Genomic DNA, 15,094 nt, shown 5'->3' on the forward strand with positions numbered 1-15,094 from the left:
TCGAGCAGGGCCAGCGCCAGCTCGATCTCGAGATGCACGGTCACTCGAGATGCACGGTCATAGGCTCTTGAGGGGAGCCTTGCCTTCAACCGACTTCACGCCTGCGATATGCGGCTGATCGTGCAGAACCACGTTCAGCAGGGAGTTGTGGATCACGAGATGGCCGTTGTAGTCGATGAAGCCCAGCTTGCGGAACTTGTTCATGAAGTGACTGACCCGCGAGCGGGTGGTGCCGATCATGTCGGCCAGCATCTCCTGGCTGACCTTCGCGATGACCCGCTGCGGCTTGCCGTCATTGCCGAAATTGGCCAGCAGCAGTAGCGCCCGCGCAAGGCGCTTCTCGCTCGAATTGAACAACTGATCGATGAGATCGGCCTCGACGCGGATCGTGCGGGCGAGGATATGCGAAACGAACACCTCGGAGAACGCCGGCTGCTCACGCAGGGTGCTGATCGCGGCCGATTTGGTGATCCGCAGGATTTCGCTGTCCGTGATGGCCGACGCTGCCGACAGCCGATGAGACTGGCCGGCCAGGCACCCCTCGCCGAAAAAATCGTCCTGACCGAGCAGCGCGATGACCGCCTCCTTGCCCTGCTCGGAATGGACGACGATCTTGACCGTGCCCGTGATGATATAGAACAGCACATCGGCGAGGCCGCCCTGGGAAAAGATCTGCTGGTCCTTTCGGTATTTCCCGATCGTCCGGCCTGGGCCTTCGGTCTTCAGGAACACCGCCGGATCGAAAGCCTGCTTCTTTGGCTGCGGCTTTGCGGCCGTCGGCGGCTTTACGATGGGTCGCTTCGCCATGTGTTCTCCGGGTGAAACGCGAGTGCTGAATACTTCGAAACCGGATCTCGGCATCACAGTTGGGCAGGCGCGAACGCAGCATAGCGCCTTTCGCGGCCGCTTGACAGCGCAGCGCCTATTTCGACGGGACACGCGCAGCCGTTTCGTGTTCCAGTGACGCAGCGGAGCGAGAATTAGTTAATTCATGTTATCAGGCATTAGCATCGCACCGCTAATGCAGCGCAAACAGACCCAGCGCCTCGCGTACGTCGCGCAAGGTCGCATCGGTGACGGTGCGCGCCAGTTCGGTGCCGTGCCTGACGATCTCGAGAACATGGTCGGGATCACGCGCAAACGCTGCCCGCCGGTCGCGGATCGGCGCGACCACGGCCTGCAGCACGTCATCAAGTCGCTGCTTCACGATGCTGTCTCCGAGGCCGCCGCGGACGTAGCGCGCCTTCAGGTCCGCGACCGCCGCGTGATCGTCGTCGAACGCGTCGAGATAGGTAAAAACGACATTGCCTTCGACACGCCCCGGATCGGCGGCCCTGACGTGGCCGGGATCGGTGAACATGCGGCGGACGGCATCGCGAATCTGGTCCGCGGTGGCGGAGAGTGGAATCGTGTTGCCCTGTGATTTGCTCATCTTGGCCTTGCCGTCCACGCCAGGCAGGCGTCCGACGCTCGGGATCAGCGCGCGTGCCTCGGGGAGCACCTCCGTGCCCGCTTGGCGGTTGATGCGGCGGACGATCTCGTTGGTCTGCTCGATCAGCGGCGCCTGGTCCTCGCCGACCGGCACGATGGTCGCCCTGAAGGCGGTGATGTCCGCGGCCTGCGCGACGGGATAGCACAGGAAGCCGGCTGGTATATCGCGGCCGAAGCCGCGTGCCTGGATCTCGTCCTTGATGGTCGGGTTGCGCTCGAGCCGCGCCACCGTGACGAAGTTCATGTAGAGCAGCGTGAGATCGGCCAGCGCCGGCAGGTGCGATTGCAGGCAGATGGTCGTCATCTCCGGGTCGATGCCGACGGCGAGATAGTCGGTCGCGATCTCCAGGATGTTCCGGCTCACCTTGCCCGGATCGTGGGCGTTGTCCGTCAGCGCCTGGGCATCGGCCAGCAGCAGGAATTGCCGATGCGTCGATTGCAGCGCGACGCGGTTCTGCAGCGAGCCGACATAGTGGCCGAGGTGCAGGGGGCCGGTGGTCCTGTCGCCGGTCAGGATGACGGGACGTTCTGGCATTGAGAGAGGCATCGTGGTTCTCCAGAAGTGAGAACCGCCGCTCGATCGAGCTCTTCGATGCTGTTGATGACAAGAACCGCGTCGCAGGCCGATGAACGGCGGCGACGGGCGAATGAATGACGAGGCCGTGCCGCTCCTAGATGGAGCGCCACCACGTGTTCGCGTGCAAGGTCTCAGTCTTGATCATGCGATCGATATGGCCGAAAGCGCCGATGAAAGCAACCCGCTCATGCACGCTGCACGGAGCGGCGAGCCCAGGCCATTCAGCCTATTCGAGATCTATTGCGTGATACTGGCCGGTCTTGTCGAGCTGCGTGCCCCAGACCTTGTGCAGCGCCTGGTGGTCGGACGGGCCGAAGCTCACCCTTGATCCAACGCCCAGCTCGTAATTCCGCATCGATTCGAGGACATCGACCAGCGACTCGGTGTCGACAGCGGGACCGGCGCGACGCAGTCCTTCGATCAGGATGTTGGCGGTGAGATAGGCTTCCAGGGACGAGTAGTCCGCCGGCTCTCCCGGGAAATATCTGTCGAGCGCCTTCTTGTAGTTCAGGGTGACGGACGCGTAGCCGTCGACCGCCGGCGTGACCTGGGTGCAGATGACGCCGTCCGCATAGCGCGGGCCGAGCACCATCAGCTCACTGGCGAGGCCGGTGCTGCCGACACCCGAAATCGTCGCGTAGATCATGTCCGGATACAGGTCGCGGGTCTTCTCGATGAACTTGGCCGCGGCGCGAAAGGTGGCGACCAGCACCACCGCCTTGATCGCATGCTTCTGCCGGCGCAGTTGCGCGATGGCCTCGTCGACATTGACGGTATTGCGGTTGTAGCTCATGCGGAAGGCGTCGCCCACGCCGCCGCGCAGCCCGTGCATCGCCTTGCTGACACCCTCCCACCCCGCGTCGCCGTAGGCATCCTGCTGGGTGAGAACTCCGATCTCCTGCGGACGCAGCTTGCGGCTCTTGACGAGATAGTTCACGAGCGCATGGGCTTCCTCGGCGTAGCCGGCACGGTAGTTGAAGACGTAGCGGTCCGGCGGATCGTGGCGGAGCGAAGGAGCGCCGGTGAAGGCGCCGAAATAGAGCGCATGATGCTCGAGCGCGTACGGCACCGAGATCAGGGCCGTCGGACTGCCGTAGTTCTCGACGAAGCCGAACACCTTGTGCTGCTCGTAGAGCTCCTTCATCGCGTTCAGCGTCCGCGTCGGCTCATAGGCATCATCGGCCGTGTAGAGCTTGAGCTGCCGGCCATGCACGCCGCCTTCCTCGTTGGCCTGCGCGAAGGCGAGGTCGATGCCGAGCTTGAGCTGATGGCCCATCTCCCTGGCCGGACCCGAGAACGGCGCCGCCATTCCGAAGCTGATTTCGGTATCCGTCACGCCCTGGATCGGGGGCCGCGCGCTGGTCGGCTGCGCCGACGCGGCATTGGCCATCCGCGTATCGAACTTCGGCACACGGTCGTCCTCCCTCAGCGGCATGTTCTGGTCCGGCGCGACCGCCGGAGCGGCGCTCGCGAGCGCTCCGGTCCGGAGAGTATCCTGGACTGGCGCAACGGTCTGCGCGGCTTGGACCGGCGGCGATGGGACTGTTGCCGTCGTTGTCGCCTCCGCGCTGCTCTTGGCGGAGAGCGCAGCGGTCCACCGCGTAGGAAGTCTCGTCGCTGCAAAGCCGGCCACGCCCGCGGCAACAGCCACGAGCCCCATCATGCTCAACGCGCCGAGGAGACGCCGTTCCCGTGGCGGCCGAGGAACCTCCTGCACGCCATAACGGGACGCGAATTCAGCAGGGGTAGGCCGATCGTGCTCGTCGCGCCACGGTTGTTCATACAGCGGACGCCGGCCGTCGTCGTAGCCGGACGGGAATGGCGGATCGCGGTCGTCATTGGGCGCACGCAGATGTCTCACGATTTTCCCCTTGGCTCGCGCGTCATGGACTCGTTGGAGTTTTTTCTTGATTGCGCGGCCGTCATACGCTGCAGGTTCTGCCGGCCGGATGAGCGTGGCCATGCGCCGAGATCTGCACATGTCACACAGACCAACACTCGTCATCGAGTGCTGGTGGATCGGCAGTTCCAGACATGTTGTCTGGAACAAGTCCGAACGTCGGCATGATACTGCGAAGCAATGGGGCGGTTGTTTGTTCTCGCCGTCAATTCCGGCTGAACAAGGCGGGAGCCGCGCCGCCGGGGCAGCAACTAGCTATCACAGCAGGCAGGAGAGAAATGCCGTGAAGCAGTCGTGTTTGATCGTTGGCGTCAGGCGGCCGATGACGCTGCGCGCGACGCCAAGCTGCGCGTCACCGGCCGGTCGTCTCCTCCGCCACCAGTCCCGTCACCATCGCCTGCACCATGGTCGCGATCTGCTGGCGCAGGGCGGCGAGCGGAACGGCGATCAGCTTCTGCTCCAGCCCGAGCGCGACCATGCCGTGGACCGCCGAGAACAGGCTGCGCGCGGTGACGCTGATGTCGTCGAACGAGCGCTGCGGAAACAACGCCGCCAGCGGCTGGTGGATGTGACGGAACAGGTGCATCTGGTCGGCGATGGCCCAGTCGGGCAGCGGCTTCTCGGGCGCCATGCGATGCTCGAACAGCGCGCGCCAGAGCTCGAGATTGTGGGCGGCGAAGTCGCAGTAGGCGATCGCGATGCGCACCAGCGCAGCCTCGGGGCCCGGCGGCCCGGCGCTTTCGGCCGCCGACAATTCCGCGTCGAGCCGCGCCAGGGTGCGTGATCCAACCATCAGCACGAGCTCGTCGACATCGGCGACGAGATTGTAGACCGCGCCATTGGCGACGCCGATCTCCTGGGCAAGATCGCGCGTCTTCAGACCGGCGAGACCCCTCGTCCGGATCATCCGCTCGGCGGCCTCGATCAGGGCTTCGCGCTGTTTTGCACGTCTTTCCAGTGTCTTGGACATTGTTAACCAAAATATTGAGCGATGCTCAAAATACTTCTTGAGCGCCGCTCATGATTGCGCTAGAAGAAACTATATGAGCAATGCTCATAACAGGGAGTTCACAATGTTCAAGACTGTTCTGACGCTGTTTCGGGGCACCGTGGCCGTCGCGGAGGAGGAGCTGCAGGACCGTACCGCGCTGGTGATCCTGGATCAGCAGCTGCGTGACGCCGCTGCCGCCGTCGATCGCAGCAAGCGCGCGCTGGCGCTGGCCATCGCGCAGGACCAGCAGGAGGGCAAGCGGCTCGAGGCGACCTTGGCGCGGATCACCGATCTCGAGGTGCGCGCCACCGCAGCGCTCGACGGCGGCCGCGAGGATCTGGCCCGCGAGGCGGCGCAGGCGATCGCCGGCCTCGAGGCCGAGCGTGACGCTGCCAGGACGGCGCGGGCGCTGTTCGCGACCGAGATCACCAGGCTGAAGAAGCATGTCGCCAACGCCGAGGCGCGCATTGCCGAGCTCGATCGCGGCCGGCGGATTGCGCGCGCCTCCGAGGCCGTGCGCAATCTGCGCCGCGGCGGCATCGAGGCGGCGCGTCCCTACGAATGCACGCTGCCCGAGGCGGAGGCGACGCTGAAACGGCTGCGCGAGCGGCAGATCGAGGCTCAGGCGGCCGACGAGGCGCTGATGGAGCTCGATGCCGCGACGGGGCCGATCACCACCGCCGAGAAGCTCGCCGAGCAGGGCTTTGGCCCGCGCATCAAGACCACCGCCGACGACGTGCTGGCGCGGCTGAAAGCCGGCCGCACTGCACCGGCCAACTGAATTTCGTGACCACCGATCGAAACGCATCAGCCAACCTGATTGTCATCATAGGAGCCGACCATGAACCAGAACACCCAGCCCCACAGCAGCGCCTTCATCACCTTCTCCTACGCCTCGTTCGCCGCCTCCGCTTTCCTCGTCGCCCTCGGCGTGTTCTTCATGCCGATCGATCTCTGGATGAAGGGCTATCTGACGATGGGCATCGTCATGCTGGTGCAGACTTGCGTCACCCTGACCAAGACCCTGCGTGACCGCCACGAGAGCGGCAAGCTCGTCAACCGCATCGAGGACGCCCGCGCCGAGCGCCTGCTGATGGAGGTGTCGAAGGCGGCGTGAGCAGCGGTTTCCTCGCCTCTCCCCGCCTGCGGGTAGAGGCCGGATTGCATCGAAGATGCAATCCGGTGAGGGGGACACTCCGCGCGTGCCGGGAAGCGGTGGATGCGATGGCGTCCACCGCTTGCGGTCGTTCAACCTGCGTTTACCGTCACTGACGCTCCGTCCTGCGTCATGATCATGAATTAACGGCGCGGAGCGTATGTCGTGAACTCTAGGCACGGCTTCGGCGAGACGTTTCTGATCGGGCAGGTGGATGAGGACAATGAACGTCGTCGCAACGGCCAGGCGTATCCACGACAATGTCGGCTTCTGGCTGACGGCGCTGGGGCAGGAGGCGATGGACCTGTCGCTACGAACCCATGCGGAGTTTCGCACGCGCATCGTCGAGAGCCCGGGCACGACCCTGGACGACGCGGCGCTGGCGGCGCTCGTCGCCGATCTCCGCACCGTCGCCGGCAAGACGCTGCCCGCCGGCGAGCTCACCTATGGCATCTTCTCAGGCGAGCGCGACCCGCTCGCGCGCGCCATCATCACGGTGGTGTCGGAGGAGGCGGGCGGCCGGCCGATCGCCTTCAATGCGCTCGCGGTGATGCAGGTCGAGCGCGACGGCGACACCCAGCAGGTGATCCATCTCGGGTTGGTGATGGTCGACCCGGAAGCGCGCGGCAAAGGCCTGTCCGGCGTGCTCTACGGCCTCACGACGCTGCTGCTGTTCGTCCGTGACGGCCTGCGGCCGAAATGGATCTCCAACGTCACGCAGGTGCCGGCGGTGGCCGGCATGGTCTGCGAGACCTTCTCGGACGTCTATCCGTCGCCGCTGCCGCAGGCCCGACAGAGCTTTGCGCATCTTCAGCTCGCGCGCGGCATCATGCGGGCGCATCGCGCGGTGTTCGGTGTCGGCGGCGAGGCTGGGTTCGACGAGGCGCGCTTCGTCATCACCAACGCCTATACCGGCGGCTCCGATGCGCTGAAGAAGACGTATGACGATGCGCCCAAGCATCGCGACGCCATCTACAACGGCTTCTGCGCGCGCGAGCTGGACTACACCAGGGGCGACGATCTGCTGCAGCTCGGCCGAATCGATCTCGCCGCCGCCCGGCGCTATCTGCTGCGCGAGATCCCCTCCGGCTCGCTGCCGGCGCTGCTGGCGACCTCGGCCGTGCTGGCGCTGCAGCGGATGATCCTGCCGCTGGTGCATTGGCTCGACGACACCAGGGCGTTCGGCACGCTGCGTCCGCGCCTGCAGTCCGGCGAGCCCGCGCCATGACGGCCGGCATCGTTGCGGACTCAGTCGTCAACCTCTGCGGCGCGCTCGGCCTCGCGGTTGCCGCCGCCATGCTGCACCGGCGCGACCCGAGGGGACCGCTGACGGCGCGGCTCGTCGTTCTGCTCGGGACCGTCGCCTCGCTGTTCCTGTTGCGTGGCATCGCCTGGTGGACGGACAGTGCTTTCCTCGACCGCGTCTCGCTGATTCCGGCGGCGCTGATCCCGCTCGGCGCGCTGGTGGTGACGGAAGGTCTGCTGCGCCGGCACGCGCATCGCGCGCTCAAGGCGATCGCGCTGGCCGTCGGCGTGGTGCTCGCGCTCGCCGGCGCGCTCGGTCCGGTCGAGTTCGAAAGCCAGCACACGATCGTGCTGTCGGCCTTTCAGCTCGCAGGCTTTGCGACCTGCGCGTGGCTGCTGCTTCGCCGCGACCGCGCGAGCCTGCTGACCTGGGAGAACCGCGCCATCGATCGCGTCGCGTTCGGCGCCGTCATGGTCATTCCCTTCATCATTACCGATTTTCGCGTGCTGGCGCCGAGCATGCCGGTGCGGCTCGGCGCATTGGGCGCGCTGCTGGCGGTGACCGCGATCCTGATCGCCGGCGCCAGCGCGGAGACGCAGCGTCAGGGCGGGCTGCTGACATTGTTGCGAATCCTCGGCGCCGCCCTGCTCGGCGCCGCCGCGGCCGCGCTGTCGCCGGACGTCGATGCGGCGCAATTGATGCGTTTCTGCGCGGTCGCGGTGGCCGGCGTGCTCACGATCGGGCTGATCGGCGATGCCTTGCGCGCGATGCTGCAAGCCCGCGAGCCGGGCGTGCTCGACTCGATCGGGGCCTCGATTGGGGCAACGCGCGACGATCTGATCGCCGAGCTCACGCGCCAGCCGGTCTTCGAAAGCGCACGCCGCTGTCACGAGGATGAGCTGACCGCCTATGATCCGCCGCTGCTGCGCGACTTTCTCGCGTCAAGCCGTGTGCTGCGCCGGGCCGATGCGCCGTGGCGGCGGGCGGTCACCGACCCCGCCGTCGAGCGCATGGTGGCGCTGATGGATGCGCGGCATGCGACGCATGTGATCGTGCTGTCGCACCAGCCGGTCGACCTCATCGTGCTCGCGGTCTCCGTGATCTCGGCCGATCCGGCCACGGAAACCGCGCTCGCGCTCGTCGGGCGCCTGCTGATGCAGGCGCCCGAGCGACAGGTGATCACGCCCACATGTGATGATGCTGATGCTGTGGCATCTCCATCATCGGCCCTTCCATCATCGGACCGTCCATGACCAGGGTTGCCGGAGCGGCGCCGGCCTGTGCTGCCGGCGCGGCGCTGGGAAGCATGATCACGTTCGAGGCCGGCGCGCTGGTGACCGCGGCCAGCAGCGCGGCGGCGTCGGCACTGTTGCCGCCGCCGGTGGTCGCCAGCACCTGGCCGATCGTGATGCCATCGACATTGTAGGCGCCGCCATTGACCGGGATGTTGTTGCCGCCGACATCGGCTGCGTTCTGGTGCATCTGGTCGGCGGCCGCGGCGACCAGCGCCTTGTTGCCGGCCTGGAAGCCCTCGAGGATCTTGGCGATCTCGGCGCCGAGCGTGCTCTGGTCGCCGAGCAGCTCGTTGTCGAAGCGGGCCTGGAAGATGCCGCCCTGCGCCGCGTCGAAATCGGTGACGTCCTTCTTGAAGGTCATCAGGTCGGCGGTGACCTTGGCCATCGCGGCGGCGTCGCCGGAATTGACGGCGGCGATTGCAGCCTTGCCGAGCGCGTTGGACTGGGCGATGAACATGGCCCAGAAATCGGTCTGTGCCTGGTTGTCCTGATAGGCCGGCGTCGGGTTGAGGAAGTCGCCGAAGCCGCTCCAGCCGGTCAGGCCGTTCTGCTGCGCCATGTTGGCGAGATTGGTGTCGCCGGCGACGATGTCGATGATGTCGAGGAAGTCGTCGTTCAGCGCGCGGCCGATGTCGACATTGCCGGCCGCACCGTTGATGTGGGTGTTGACGAGCGCGAGCTGGTCGATGATGGCGAGCGCGTGCACGCCGGTCAGGCCGCCGAACTGCAGCGGATTGGCGGCGACCAGCGCATTGAGGCCGGCGATCAGCGCGTCGACATCGTCCTGGATGACATCGACATTGCTTTCGTTCACGCCGCCGATCAGCCGGTTGGCGGCATCGTTGAAGATCAGGCCGAGCTCGGCCAGCGTGCCCTTGGCGGCGGTTGCGGCCGTCACGCCTTCGGGCAGCAGCGCCGGCGCCTGCAGGAAGCCGGTGGCGCCGTCGGCGTTGGTCGCCTTGCCCGCAAGGTTCGGATCGTTGTTGACGACGTTGAGGATGTCGAGATGCGCGTTGCGCAGCGCGGTCTCCGCGGCGGCGATGCTGCCGAACGCGCCGCCGCCGGTCACCGAAGCCATCGCGGCATCCTGCGCGACCGTGATGTCGGCGAGGATCTTGTTGATGTTGGTGAGCGTCTGCCCGGTGAACTGGCCGGCGGCAACCATCGCCTTCAGACCATCCTGAATCACGGTGAGATCGCCAGTGTAGTTGTAGACGCTGCCAAGCCCCTGGCCGCCTTCCTCGACCACGTTGCGCCACAGTCCGCCTTCGAGAAAGCGCGTCGCGTCGTTGAAGACGACGCCGAGATCGGCAAAGCCGAGCGCGGGCGTCGGCGGCGTGGGCGGTGTCGGCGTGGGCGGCGTCGGAGGCATTGGCGCAGGCGCCGGCTGGCAGTGATGATTGTGATGATGATGGTGGTGGTGGTCGTTGTGATGATGGTGACCGTGGTGACTGTCGTGATGGTGACGGTGATGGCGCGACATGTCCAACGTACTCCTCAAAGCTGCGCACCACTGCGGATGAGCCGAAGCAACGGGCGCGGCTGACGCGGGTGCGGATGATGAGGGCTATCTGCTGCCTGCTTCGTGGCTGCTTCGCGCAGGGATTGTGGAATGCGTCTGCGTCAGATTGTCGTGCGGCGTACGGATGGCGCTCCCGCAGAGCTGCGACATCTCACCGCTTGACGGTCGAGGGGCGCTTCAAGAGCCGGCGACCAGCGGCGATGTCGCGCCCGCGGCAAATCAGTGAGTTGCAAGAGCGTTCGACCGTAGCGATTCGGTCGATGGGTAGACGTCCCGAACGCACGCGGACCGCCTTGCGACGATCCGACGCGTCTGGGAGCTTGTGCTGAGACCGGGAGCAGCTATGCGCCGCCGCTCCGATGTGGTCGGATCATGGCGATATCTTTGCGAACGCCGCGAATGCGTCGGCGTAGTCGGCATGCCAGCGCGACAGCGGCGGCCGGTTCTCGACGATGTCGCCGGCCGCCCACAGGATGCGCCGCTTGTCCAGCGCGCGCGGCACGTCGTTGTCGGGGCACAGCACGTAGAAGTCGCCGGCCGTAACCCGCTCCAGCATGAAGTCGACCGTCTGCTCCGGCGTCCAGGCGGCGGCCGGTTTCTCGACGCGGCCATTCGCCGTCAGCGGCGTGAACACGAAGCCCGGAATGAACAGATGCGCTGTCACCTCGCAGCCGGGCGTGTTGCGCAGCTCGTGCTGCAGCGCCTCGGTGAACGCCTTCACGCCGGCCTTCGAAACGTTGTAGGCGGGATCGCCGGGCGGCGTGGTGATGCCCTGCTTGGAGCCGGTATTGATGATCAGCGCCGGCTTGCCTTGCGCGATCATGCCGGGGGCGAACACCTGCGTGCCATGGATGACGCCCCACAGATTGACGCCGAGGATGCGTTGCCAATTGTCGTCGGCAAGCATCTTGCTGCCCGGCTGGATGCCGGCATTGTTCATCAGCACGTCGATCGCGCCGAAGCGCTGCCGCACCGCCGTTTCGAGCGCGACCACGCTGTCCCGGTTGCTCACATCGACCGTGGCGGTCATGACCGCAGCTTCGCCACGCTTGGCCGCAGCCGCGAGCCTGGCGGCGGCGTCGCGGAGCCGGGCCTCGTCGACATCGGCGATGCAGACGTTCATGCCGCGTTCTGCGAAGCGCATGGCGGCGGCAAGCCCGATGCCGGACGCGCCTCCGGTGATGACGGCGGTGTGGTCGGCGGATAGGGCAGGGTGAGACACGGCAGGTTCTCCGGCATGACGATGAGATGCTGGTGTATGACGTCCTGGCGCGGCCGCAAGATCATCCGGCTGACGGCAAGACGGGTTTTTTGCGGCTGCAACGCGAGGGCACCAGTCCGGTCGCAGATGCATCGCGTCGTCTGGAACCGGCTTACGACGCGGCCTTGGCCCCGCGCGCCTTCCTCGGCTTCTCGATGTCGCTGCGCAGCGCGGCGAGATCCTTCTTCACGGCGTCAGCCGCATCGCGCTCGATGCGCCGATAACGTTCGACCAACTGCGCGCCGAACGCCGTCAGCGCTGCGCCACCGCCATTGCGGCCGCCGGTCTGCCGCGCGACCGCGGGCTGCCGGCACACCCGGTTGATCTCGTCGACGAGGTCCCAGGCCCGCTTGTAGGAAATGTCCATCGCGCGCCCGGCCGCAGAGATCGAGCCGTGTCGCGCGATGTTCTCCAGGAGCGCGATCTTGCCCGGCCCGATCCGGCTGCCGTCATCGAGATCGATGCGCAGGCTGAGCGAGGGCAGGGCGTTCGCTTTCGGCATGGAGGGTCTGCTCGTACTGACGTGGGGCGGACATTGCCACCATCATGTTTTGCGAACAAGATGATCCCAATCGACAATCGCAACGACATCTGGGGACGAAATGCTGCCTGCGCTGTTTTCACCGCTCACGATCGGTCCTTATCACCTCAAGCATCGCGTCGTGATGGCGCCGTTGACCCGCATGCGCGCCGCAAGGGAGACCCTCGCGCCGCGGCCGCTCAACGTTGAGTATTATGCGCAGCGCGCGACGCCGGGCGGGCTGATCATCGCCGAGGCCTCGCCGGTGCTGCCGACCGGCACCGGCAGCCCGAACGTGCCGGGCATCTACAGCGCGGCGCAGGTCGCCGGCTGGAAGCAGGTCGTCGACGCGGTGCATGCCAAGGGCGGATTCATCTTTCTGCAACTCTGGCACGTCGGCCGCGTCTCGCACTCCTCGTTCCAGCCGGGCGGCGCGCTGCCGGTGGCGCCGTCGGCGATCGCGATCGGCGACGATCTCAAGGCAATGACGGCGGACGGCAGGCCGGCGACCTACGAGACGCCGCGGGCGCTGGAGACCGACGAGATCCCCGCGCTCGTCGCGGCCTATGGCCAAGCGGCGAGCAACGCGATCGCGGCGGGCTTCGACGGTGTCGAGGTGCATGGCGCGAACGGCTATCTGATCGAGCAGTTCCTGCAGACCCGCAGCAACCAGCGCACCGACCGCTATGGCGGCGCAATCGCGAACCGCTGCCGCTTCCTGCTCGAGGTCACGCAGGCGGTGATCGACGCCTGCGGCGCCGACAAGGTCGGCGTGCGGCTGTCGCCCTATGGCATCGCCAACGGCTCCGGCGAGGCCGAGCCGATGCCGCTCTATACCTACGCGATCGAGGCGCTCAACAAGCTCGGCATCGCCTATCTGCATCTGATCGAGCCGCGCTCCTCCGGCGCCGGCCGCGCCGACGTCAACTGGCAGAACGTGCCGTCGGCCATCGCTCTGTTCCGGCCGGTGTGGAAGGGCGTGCTGATCGGCGCCGGCGGCTTCACCGGCGAGCCGGCGGACGCCGCGATCCAGGCCGGCCACGCCGACGCCATCGCCTTCGGCCGCACCTTCATCTCCAACCCGGACCTGCCCGCCCGCCTGCAGCGCGGCTGGCCGCTGACGCCGTATCACCGTCCGACCTTCTATGGAGGCGAGGAGAAGGGCTACACGGACTATCCGGCGTATGACGCCATGGCGAAGGCGTAGCTCGCGCTCTCTCCGCCGTCATTGCGAGGAGCGTAGCGACGAAGCAATCCAGAGTCGCGTGCGCCACCCTGGATTGCTTCGCTTCGCTCGCAATGACGGTGGAGCGAGAGTTGGCGTCAACTAATAGGACCGTGCCTGGAGGAGCCGACCCATGAAAAACCGCACCACCGGACGCTCGGCCTTCCTCGCGCTGCTCAAGGATGAGGGCATCACGCATCTGTTCGGCAATCCCGGTACCACCGAATTGCCGATCATGCATGCGCTGAAGGATCATCCCGATCTCACCTACGTCATGGCGATGCAGGAGAGCCTGGTGGTGGCGATCGCCGACGGCTTCAGCCGCGCCTCGGGACGCCTCGTCGCCTGCAACGTCCACGTCGCGCCGGGCTTGGGCAATGCGATGGGATCGCTCTACAACGCGCAGTTCACGGGCACGCCGATGATCCTCACCGCCGGCCAGCAGGAGCAGGGCCACGGCCTGATGGAGCCGCTGCTCCATGGTCCGCTGGTGCGCATGGCCGAGCCGCTGGTGAAATGGGCGGTCGAGGTGACGAGGCTGGAGGACCTGCCGCGCATCATCAGGCGTGCCGCCAAGGTCGCGACCACACCGCCGACCGGGCCGGTCTTCATCTCGCTGCCCGGCGACATCCTCAATGCCGAGGCCGGGATCGAGCTCGGTCGCTCGACGCGGGTCGATGCGCGCGTGCGCCCGTCCAGCGAGGCCCTGCAGGCACTGGCGCAGCGCATCCTCAAAGCGCAGCGGCCGGTCATCACCACCGGCGACGAGATCGTCAAGAGCGATGCGTTGCAGGAAGCGGCCGAGTTCGCTACGGCGATCGGTGCGCCGGTGCATCAGCAGTCGGCGCCCTATGGCGCGCACTTCCTGTCCGAGCATCCCTGCTACATCGGCGCGCTGTCGCGCGCCCAGAAGCAGGTGCGCGAGCTGCTGGCGCCGCATGATCTGATGATCGTGCTCGGCGCCGATCCGTTGCGGATGTCGGTGCACAGCGAGACCGAGCCGCTGCCGGACGGCCTGCCAATCGTGCAGATCGGCCTGGTCGATTGGGAGCTGGGCAAGAACTTCGGCGCCGAGATCGCGCTCAAGGCCGATGTCCGCGAGACGCTCCAGCAGCTCACACCGCTGCTGCGCGAGCTTGGCGGCGCCGCCCTGAAGGCGCGGGCGCAGGAGCGGACCGCGGGATTGTCGTCGAAGAACTGGAGCGCACGGCGCCGGACGCTGGCGGCGCAGATCGAGGCGGCCCGCGAGCGGACGCCGATCGACCCGGACTATCTGGCGCTGCAGGTCGCCGAGGCGATGCCTGAGCACGGCATCCTGGTCGACGAGGGCCTGACCTCGGCGCGCTACATGACGGCGCTGTGGCCCTATCGCGACCGCTACAATTATCACGGCCTCGCCTCCGGCGGCATCGGCTGGGGCCTGCCGGCCTCGGTCGGTGTCAGTCTCGCCAATCCCGATCGTCCGGTCGTGTGCTATTCCGGCGACGGCAGCGCGATGTATTCGATCCAGGCGCTGTGGACCGCAGCGCATCACAAGCTGCCGCTGTCGGTGGTCATCGTCAACAATGGCGGCTATCGCATCATCAAGCAGCGGCTGCTGTCGTTTCACGGCGACGACAACTACATCGGCATGGATTTTGCCGACCCGCCGGTGGATTTTGCAGGGCTGGCACAGTCGCTCGGCTGCGAGGCGATGCGCATCAGTGATCCGCGCGAGCTGAATCCGACCTTGTCGGACGCGTTCCGCAGGCCCGGCGCCAAGCTGATCGAGGTGATGGTCAGCCACGCGGTGAATTGAGAGACTGCGCCTCTGGATTGTCAGTTGACCACTTTCGTCCGGGACGAGGACGGGGCTGGCGTTACACGGGCGGGCGAGGAGTACCGAGCAAGCCGCAGCACGATCCAACCAC

The 15,094-nt window shown here is 66.5% G+C and carries 14 protein-coding genes; 7 read left to right on the plus strand and 7 right to left on the minus strand.

The annotated features are described in order from the left end of the window. Positions 1 to 57: 57 nt before the first annotated feature. The 4 genes from QX124_RS02010 to QX124_RS02025 all read right to left on the minus strand — a co-directional run bounded on the left by QX124_RS02010 (position 58) and on the right by QX124_RS02025 (position 4,938). The gene (locus QX124_RS02010; RefSeq protein ID WP_315736510.1) at positions 58 to 807 is read right to left on the minus strand and encodes a Crp/Fnr family transcriptional regulator; all 750 of its coding nucleotides are present in this window, start codon (positions 805 to 807) and stop codon (positions 58 to 60) included. Positions 808 to 1,018: 211 nt separating this feature from the next. Next, a complete protein-coding gene (gene trpS, locus QX124_RS02015) occupies positions 1,019 to 2,038 on the minus strand; it encodes a tryptophan--tRNA ligase (protein WP_315795994.1) in 1,020 nt (339 codons plus the stop codon). Between the two features lie 256 nt (positions 2,039 to 2,294). Beyond that, positions 2,295 to 3,503 (minus strand): ABC transporter substrate-binding protein, encoded by a 1,209-nt coding sequence (locus QX124_RS02020; protein WP_315795996.1) that lies wholly within the window; start codon positions 3,501 to 3,503, stop codon positions 2,295 to 2,297. An 817-nt stretch (positions 3,504 to 4,320) separates the two neighbouring features. Next, the gene (locus QX124_RS02025; RefSeq protein ID WP_315754587.1) at positions 4,321 to 4,938 is read right to left on the minus strand and encodes a TetR/AcrR family transcriptional regulator; all 618 of its coding nucleotides are present in this window, start codon (positions 4,936 to 4,938) and stop codon (positions 4,321 to 4,323) included. 103 nt (positions 4,939 to 5,041) lie between these two features. On the opposite strand from QX124_RS02025, the gene QX124_RS02030 reads away from it, so the two are divergent. The 4 genes from QX124_RS02030 (at position 5,042) to QX124_RS02045 (ending at position 8,614) form a co-directional block, all read left to right on the plus strand. Further along, positions 5,042 to 5,740, plus strand: coding sequence for a PspA/IM30 family protein (locus QX124_RS02030; RefSeq protein WP_315754589.1), 699 nt, complete (start codon positions 5,042 to 5,044; stop codon positions 5,738 to 5,740). Positions 5,741 to 5,800: 60 nt separating this feature from the next. Then, positions 5,801 to 6,076 (plus strand): YiaA/YiaB family inner membrane protein, encoded by a 276-nt coding sequence (locus QX124_RS02035; protein WP_315716622.1) that lies wholly within the window; start codon positions 5,801 to 5,803, stop codon positions 6,074 to 6,076. Between the two features lie 262 nt (positions 6,077 to 6,338). Beyond that, positions 6,339 to 7,343: a hypothetical protein gene (locus tag QX124_RS02040; protein WP_315795999.1), complete on the plus strand. Its 1,005-nt coding sequence runs from the start codon at positions 6,339 to 6,341 to the stop codon at positions 7,341 to 7,343. Next, positions 7,340 to 8,614, plus strand: coding sequence for a hypothetical protein (locus tag QX124_RS02045; protein WP_315796001.1), 1,275 nt, complete (start codon positions 7,340 to 7,342; stop codon positions 8,612 to 8,614). The genes QX124_RS02040 and QX124_RS02045 overlap by 4 nt, the downstream gene beginning before the upstream one ends. On the opposite strand, the gene QX124_RS02050 is transcribed toward QX124_RS02045, so the two are convergent. Continuing rightward, positions 8,541 to 10,028, minus strand: coding sequence for a hypothetical protein (locus QX124_RS02050; RefSeq protein WP_315796003.1), 1,488 nt, complete (start codon positions 10,026 to 10,028; stop codon positions 8,541 to 8,543). The genes QX124_RS02045 and QX124_RS02050 overlap by 74 nt on opposite strands. A gap of 24 nt (positions 10,029 to 10,052) precedes the next feature. Between QX124_RS02050 and QX124_RS02055 the strand changes: the two genes are divergently transcribed. Continuing rightward, positions 10,053 to 10,202: a hypothetical protein gene (locus QX124_RS02055; protein WP_315777926.1), complete on the plus strand. Its 150-nt coding sequence runs from the start codon at positions 10,053 to 10,055 to the stop codon at positions 10,200 to 10,202. A gap of 346 nt (positions 10,203 to 10,548) precedes the next feature. Here QX124_RS02055 and QX124_RS02060 read toward each other — a convergent pair whose 3' ends face one another. Together QX124_RS02060 and QX124_RS02065 are read right to left on the minus strand one after the other, a co-directional pair. Next, the gene (locus QX124_RS02060) at positions 10,549 to 11,400 is read right to left on the minus strand and encodes an SDR family NAD(P)-dependent oxidoreductase (RefSeq protein ID WP_315796005.1); all 852 of its coding nucleotides are present in this window, start codon (positions 11,398 to 11,400) and stop codon (positions 10,549 to 10,551) included. 151 nt (positions 11,401 to 11,551) lie between these two features. Beyond that, on the minus strand, positions 11,552 to 11,941 hold the full coding sequence (locus tag QX124_RS02065) for a winged helix-turn-helix domain-containing protein (RefSeq protein WP_315796007.1): 390 nt from the start codon (positions 11,939 to 11,941) through the stop codon (positions 11,552 to 11,554). A gap of 100 nt (positions 11,942 to 12,041) precedes the next feature. Between QX124_RS02065 and QX124_RS02070 the strand changes: the two genes are divergently transcribed. Then, positions 12,042 to 13,166, plus strand: a complete 1,125-nt coding sequence (locus QX124_RS02070) for an alkene reductase (RefSeq protein ID WP_315796009.1) — start codon at positions 12,042 to 12,044, stop codon at positions 13,164 to 13,166. A 151-nt stretch (positions 13,167 to 13,317) separates the two neighbouring features. After that, a complete protein-coding gene (locus tag QX124_RS02075; RefSeq protein WP_315796011.1) occupies positions 13,318 to 14,982 on the plus strand; it encodes a thiamine pyrophosphate-binding protein in 1,665 nt (554 codons plus the stop codon). Positions 14,983 to 15,094: the final 112 nt, after the last annotated feature.

The sequence above is a fragment of the Bradyrhizobium sp. SZCCHNRI3043 genome (genome assembly GCF_032377735.1).
GTDB lineage: Bacteria > Pseudomonadota > Alphaproteobacteria > Rhizobiales > Xanthobacteraceae > Bradyrhizobium.

Excerpts from the sequence above, each read along its gene's own strand:
- QX124_RS02010 (WP_315736510.1), bottom strand. The coding sequence starts at position 807 with ATGGCGAAGCGACCCATCGTAAAGCCGCCGACGGCCGCAAAGCCGCAG.
- trpS (WP_315795994.1), bottom strand. The coding sequence starts at position 2,038 with ATGCCTCTCTCAATGCCAGAACGTCCCGTCATCCTGACCGGCGACAGG.
- QX124_RS02020 (WP_315795996.1), bottom strand. The coding sequence starts at position 3,503 with ATGCCGCTGAGGGAGGACGACCGTGTGCCGAAGTTCGATACGCGGATG.
- QX124_RS02025 (WP_315754587.1), bottom strand. The coding sequence starts at position 4,938 with ATGTCCAAGACACTGGAAAGACGTGCAAAACAGCGCGAAGCCCTGATC.
- QX124_RS02030 (WP_315754589.1), top strand. The coding sequence starts at position 5,042 with ATGTTCAAGACTGTTCTGACGCTGTTTCGGGGCACCGTGGCCGTCGCG.
- QX124_RS02035 (WP_315716622.1), top strand. The coding sequence starts at position 5,801 with ATGAACCAGAACACCCAGCCCCACAGCAGCGCCTTCATCACCTTCTCC.
- QX124_RS02040 (WP_315795999.1), top strand. The coding sequence starts at position 6,339 with ATGAACGTCGTCGCAACGGCCAGGCGTATCCACGACAATGTCGGCTTC.
- QX124_RS02045 (WP_315796001.1), top strand. The coding sequence starts at position 7,340 with ATGACGGCCGGCATCGTTGCGGACTCAGTCGTCAACCTCTGCGGCGCG.
- QX124_RS02050 (WP_315796003.1), bottom strand. The coding sequence starts at position 10,028 with ATGCCTCCGACGCCGCCCACGCCGACACCGCCCACGCCGCCGACGCCC.
- QX124_RS02055 (WP_315777926.1), top strand. The coding sequence starts at position 10,053 with ATGATTGTGATGATGATGGTGGTGGTGGTCGTTGTGATGATGGTGACC.
- QX124_RS02065 (WP_315796007.1), bottom strand. The coding sequence starts at position 11,941 with ATGCCGAAAGCGAACGCCCTGCCCTCGCTCAGCCTGCGCATCGATCTC.
- QX124_RS02070 (WP_315796009.1), top strand. The coding sequence starts at position 12,042 with ATGCTGCCTGCGCTGTTTTCACCGCTCACGATCGGTCCTTATCACCTC.
- QX124_RS02075 (WP_315796011.1), top strand. The coding sequence starts at position 13,318 with ATGAAAAACCGCACCACCGGACGCTCGGCCTTCCTCGCGCTGCTCAAG.